This is a genomic window from Pseudomonas sp. 05T35 (assembly GCF_056396605.1).
This window is the reverse complement of sequence record NZ_JBFTLU010000321.1, coordinates 1-5,364: the sequence shown is the minus strand read 5'-3', so window position 1 is coordinate 5,364 and position 5,364 is coordinate 1. Positions and strand designations below refer to the sequence as shown.

The window sequence follows — 5,364 nt, the reverse complement described above, 5'->3', positions numbered from 1 at the left end:
GTGCTGCGCTCTGCAAGGGCATCGAGCTCTGCGAGCTGCACAAGGATTACGTCAGTCGCGAGATCCTGCGGATTCAATTGGCTGACACCGAAGAAGATCACACGTAMTGGCTGGAGAAGCAGTTGGGTCTGATCAAATTGGTCGGCCTGGAAAACTACCTGCAATCGCAGTTCTGATTCTGCCGGCTACAAAAAAGCCCCGGTCACTGATGAAGTGATCGGGGCTTTTTCATGCGCGGACGTTAAGCTCGATCGCGTTCCAGCAATGGCTTCAGGTAGAAACCGGTATGCGACTGCTTCATCTCGGCGACTTCCTCCGGTGTACCCACGGCAATGATCTGCCCGCCCTTGGAACCGCCTTCCGGCCCAAGGTCCACCAGCCAGTCAGCGGTCTTGATCACATCCAGGTTGTGCTCGATCACCACCACGGTATTGCCGTGATCGCGCAGGCGATGGAGTACATCAAGCAACTGCTGGATATCCGCGAAGTGCAGGCCGGTGGTCGGCTCGTCGAGGATGTACAGCGTTTTGCCGGTATCGCGCTTGGACAACTCGCGGGACAGCTTCACCCGCTGGGCTTCACCGCCCGACAGGGTGGTCGCCGATTGCCCCAGTTTGATGTACGACAGGCCCACATCCATTAACGTCTGTAGCTTGCGCGCCAGCGCCGGAACTGCATCGAAAAACACTCGGGCTTCTTCGATGGTCATTTCCAGCGTTTCGTGGATGCTCTTGCCCTTGTACTTGATCTCCAGGGTTTCGCGGTTGTAGCGCTTGCTCTTGCAGACGTCGCACGGGACATAGATGTCCGGCAGAAAGTGCATTTCCACCTTGATCAGGCCGTCACCCTGACAGGCTTCGCAGCGTCCACCCTTCACATTGAAGGAGAAACGCCCCGGACCATAGCCACGCGAGCGGGACTCCGGCACGCCGGCAAACAATTCACGAATCGGTGTGAACAGCCCGGTGTAGGTCGCCGGGTTGGAGCGTGGCGTACGGCCGATTGGGCTTTGGTCGATGTCGACGACTTTGTCCAGATGCTCGAGGCCCTTGATGCCGTCATGGGCTGCGGCTTCCAGGGTGGTCGCGCCGTTCAGTGCAGTGGCGCTGAGGGGGAACAGGGTGTTGTTGATCAGCGTCGATTTGCCCGAGCCGGACACCCCGGTCACGCAGGTCAGCAAGCCAATCGGAATCTCCAGATCGACGTCGCGCAAGTTGTTGCCCCGGGCGCCCTTGAGCGACAGCGAGAGCTTCTTGTTGCGCGGCGTGCGTTTGGCCGGGACTTCGATCTTCACGCGGCCGGACAGGTATTTACCGGTCAGCGAGTCAGGGTGCGCCATGACTTCGGCCGGGGTGCCTTCGGCGACAATGTGACCACCGTGCACGCCAGCCCCCGGGCCGATATCCACCACATAGTCGGCCAGACGAATCGCATCTTCGTCGTGCTCGACCACGATTACCGTGTTGCCGATATCGCGCAGATGCTTGAGCGTCCCGAGCAGTCGATCGTTGTCGCGCTGGTGCAAGCCAATCGACGGTTCGTCGAGAATGTATAGCACGCCCACCAGGCCGGYGCCGATCTGGCTGGCCAGACGAATACGTTGTGCTTCACCGCCAGACAGCGTGTCGGCACTGCGGTCCAGCGACAGGTAGTCGAGACCGACGTTGACCAGGAACTGCAAGCGTTCGCGGATTTCCTTGAGGATCTTGTCGGCAATTTCGCCGCGTCGACCGGTCAGTTTCAGCGTGCCGAAATAATCGGACGCATCGCCAATCGGCAGGTTGGTCACTGCCGGCAGTGTCTTCTCGCCGACCCACACATGCCGCGCTTCACGGCGCAGGCGAGTACCGCGGCAATCCGGGCAAGGCTGGGTGCTGAGGAACTTGGCCAGTTCTTCGCGCACCGATGCGGACTCGGTTTCGCGGTAGCGACGGTCCAGGTTCGGCACGATGCCTTCGAACGGGTGCGAGCGTTTGACGATGTCGCCGCGGTCGTTCAAATATTTGAAGTCGACGTTCTGCGTGCCGCTGCCGTGCAGGATGACCTTCTGCTGATCGGCCGGCAGCTGGTTGAACGGCACTTCCAGGCTGAAGCCGTAATGCGAGGCCAGTGAGCCGAGCATCTGGAAGTAGTAGACGTTACGCCTGTCCCAGCCGCGAATCGCCCCTTCAGCCAGGGTCAGCTCGCCATTGACCAGACGCTTGATGTCGAAGAACTGCTTAACCCCCAAGCCGTCGCAGGTCGGGCAGGCGCCTGCTGGATTGTTGAAGGAGAACAGCTTGGGTTCCAGTTCGCTGATCGCATGGCCGCAGATCGGGCAGGCGAAGCGTGCGGAGAAGATCATTTCTTCGCCCGGCTCGTCGTCCATCGGCGCGACCAGCGCAATTCCGTCGGCCAGTTTCAGCGCCGTCTCGAACGACTCGGCCAGCCGCTGTTGTAGATCGGCGCGGACCTTGAAGCGGTCGACCACGACATCGATCGAGTGCTTCTTCTGTTTATCCAGCTTCGGCAATTCGTCGAGTTCGAAGAGCTTGCCGTTGACCCGGGCCCGGACAAAGCCCTGGGCACGCAGTTCTTCGAAGACCGAAAGGTGTTCGCCCTTGCGCTCGCGGATCACTGGCGCCAGCAGCATCAACTTGCTGCCTTCAGGCTCGGCGAGGACCAGGTCGACCATCTGGCTGACAGTTTGTGCTTCCAGCGGAATGTCGTGATCCGGGCAGCGCGGAATACCCACGCGAGCATAAAGCAGGCGCAGGTAGTCGTAGATTTCGGTAATGGTGCCGACCGTCGAGCGCGGGTTGTGCGAGGTCGACTTCTGTTCGATGGAAATGGCCGGCGACAGACCTTCGATGGTGTCGACGTCGGGCTTTTCCATCATCGACAGGAACTGCCGGGCATAGGCTGACAGCGACTCGACATAGCGTCGCTGACCCTCGGCATACAGCGTGTCGAATGCCAGGGAAGACTTGCCGGACCCGGACAAACCGGTGATGACGATCAGTTTGTCCCGTGGCAGGGTCAGGTCGATGTTCTTCAGGTTGTGGGTTCGAGCCCCACGAATCAGGATCTTGTCCAAGGTGGCCTCGCTTGGCGGGCGTCGAAAACGTAGGAGTATACGGGCAAATACTGGATGGATGCACACTATCAAATGACGCTTGCTGAACGGCGCCTGACAACGGCGCGGGGCAGGCTCGCGACAAAGCGTCGCCCTATACCCCGTCAACCGATGGGACTGGTAGAATCGCCGCCGGTTCACATGAGGTTATTCCATGCACGATCCCCACAGCGAACGCATGAGTGKTGGCGAGACCCGCGCAGCAAGCGGTCTGGCCCTGGTGTTCGCCTTCCGTATGCTTGGCATGTTTATGGTGTTGCCGGTGTTGGCGACCTATGGAATGGATCTCGCAGGAGCGACCCCGGCGCTCATCGGTCTGGCGATTGGCGCTTACGGCCTGACTCAGGCGATTTTTCAGATTCCGTTCGGGATCATTTCCGACCGTATCGGCCGTCGCCCGGTGATTTACCTGGGGTTGATCGTCTTCGCCCTCGGTAGCGTTTTGGCCGCCAATGCCGATTCGATCTGGGGCGTGATCGCCGGACGAATCCTGCAAGGCGCCGGGGCGATTTCTGCGGCGGTCATGGCCTTGCTGTCGGACCTGACCCGSGAACAGCAYCGSACCAAGGCCATGGCCATGATCGGCATGACCATCGGCCTGTCGTTCGCCGTGGCGATGGTGGTCGGGCCGCTGCTGACCCGCGCCTTTGGTCTGTCCGGCTTGTTCCTGGCGACGGGCGGCATGGCGTTGTTTGGTATCGTGATCGTGATGTTCATGGTGCCGCGCGCCACCAGCCCGTTGCATCACCGCGAATCTGGCGTTGCCCGTCAGGCGCTGATCCCGACGCTCAAGCATCCGGACCTGCTGCGCCTGGACCTGGGTATTTTTGTGTTGCACGCGATGTTGATGTCGAGCTTCGTCGCGTTGCCGCTGGCGCTGGTCGAAAAAGCCGGACTGCCCAAGGAGCAGCACTGGTGGGTGTACCTGACCGCGCTGCTGATTTCGTTCTTCGCCATGATCCCGTTCATTATCTACGGCGAGAAGAAACGCAAAATGAAACGAGTTTTACTCGGTGCGGTCAGTACGCTGATGCTCACTGAGCTATTCTTCTGGCAGTTCGGCGACAGCTTGCGGGCTCTGGTGATTGGTACGGTGGTGTTCTTCACCGCGTTCAATCTGCTCGAGGCTTCGTTGCCGTCGCTGATCAGCAAGGTTTCACCGGCAGGCGGCAAAGGCACGGCCATGGGGGTTTATTCCACCAGTCAGTTCCTCGGTTCGGCACTGGGCGGGATCATGGGTGGCTGGATGTTCCAGCATGGCGGTCTGTCGGCTGTGTTCCTTGGATGCGCAGGACTGGCTGCCCTCTGGTTGGCCTTTGCTGTTACCATGCGTGAACCTCCCTATGTGACGAGCCTGCGCTTGCCGTTATCGCCTGAAGCGATCCGCGAAGCTGGTCTGGTCGAGCGCCTGCTGGCCGTCGTTGGGGTAACAGATGCAGTGGTGGTTGCTGATGAAGCGGCCATTTACATCAAATTGGACACCGAACTATTGGATCGCACGACCCTCGAGAGCCTGGTCAACAACCCGGCCCCGACCGCGTGCGAAGCCTAGGAGAACGTTATGGCCCGTGGGGTTAACAAAGTCATATTGGTCGGCACTTGCGGCCAGGATCCCGAAGTTCGCTACTTGCCTAACGGTAACGCCGTGACCAACCTGAGTCTGGCGACCAGCGAACAATGGACCGACAAGCAAACCGGCCAGAAAGTCGAAAAGACTGAATGGCACCGTGTATCGATGTTCGGCAAGGTTGCGGAAATCGCCGGCGAATATCTGCGTAAAGGTTCGCAGGTCTACATCGAAGGCAAGCTGCAAACCCGCGAGTGGGAAAAAGACGGTATCAAGCGTTATACCACTGAAATCGTGGTCGACATGCAAGGCACCATGCAACTGCTGGGCGGCCGTCCACAGGGCGACCAGCAGGGCCAGGGCGGCGGTAACAACTACCAGCAGTCCGCTCCGCGCCAGCAAGCTCCGCGTCCGCAGCAGTCGGCTCCGCAACAGCGTTCGGCTCCGGCACCACAGCAGGCCGCACCGCAGCCAGCTCCGGATTTCGACAGCTTTGATGACGATATTCCGTTCTGATCATCAGATCCGCCGGATATAGACAAAAGGCCCGTAGCAAACGCTACGGGCCTTTTTTTTGGGGGCGCTTTCCGGGGATAAGTCGTTCAGTCCAGTATCAGGTGCGGCAAAAACCGGCTCGAGTCTTTGGTGATCAAGCTGTTGTCTTCGCGCACGCCAATACCGG

4 protein-coding genes are annotated in these 5,364 nt (G+C 59.8%); 3 read left to right on the top strand and 1 reads right to left on the bottom strand.

Going from position 1 to position 5,364, the window contains the following annotated elements; translation table 11 throughout:
• On the top strand, positions 1-176 hold a 176-nt coding region (locus tag AC1DH9_RS21520), incomplete at its 5' end, for a ferritin-like domain-containing protein (protein ID WP_477808752.1).
• A gap of 65 nt (positions 177-241) precedes the next feature.
• Here the strand turns inward: AC1DH9_RS21520 and uvrA are convergent.
• Positions 242-3,076, bottom strand: coding sequence for an excinuclease ABC subunit UvrA (gene uvrA / locus AC1DH9_RS21515; RefSeq protein ID WP_477808751.1), 2,835 nt, complete (start codon positions 3,074-3,076; stop codon positions 242-244).
• Positions 3,077-3,269: 193 nt separating this feature from the next.
• Here uvrA and AC1DH9_RS21510 point away from each other — a divergent pair, with 193 nt between their 5' ends.
• Positions 3,270-4,667 carry an MFS transporter gene (locus AC1DH9_RS21510; RefSeq protein WP_477808750.1) on the top strand — a complete coding sequence of 466 codons (1,398 nt, stop codon included), beginning with the start codon at positions 3,270-3,272 and terminating at the stop codon, positions 4,665-4,667.
• A 9-nt stretch (positions 4,668-4,676) separates the two neighbouring features.
• Positions 4,677-5,198 carry a single-stranded DNA-binding protein gene (locus tag AC1DH9_RS21505; RefSeq protein ID WP_053162823.1) on the top strand — a complete coding sequence of 174 codons (522 nt, stop codon included), beginning with the start codon at positions 4,677-4,679 and terminating at the stop codon, positions 5,196-5,198.
• Positions 5,199-5,364 lie beyond the last annotated feature (166 nt).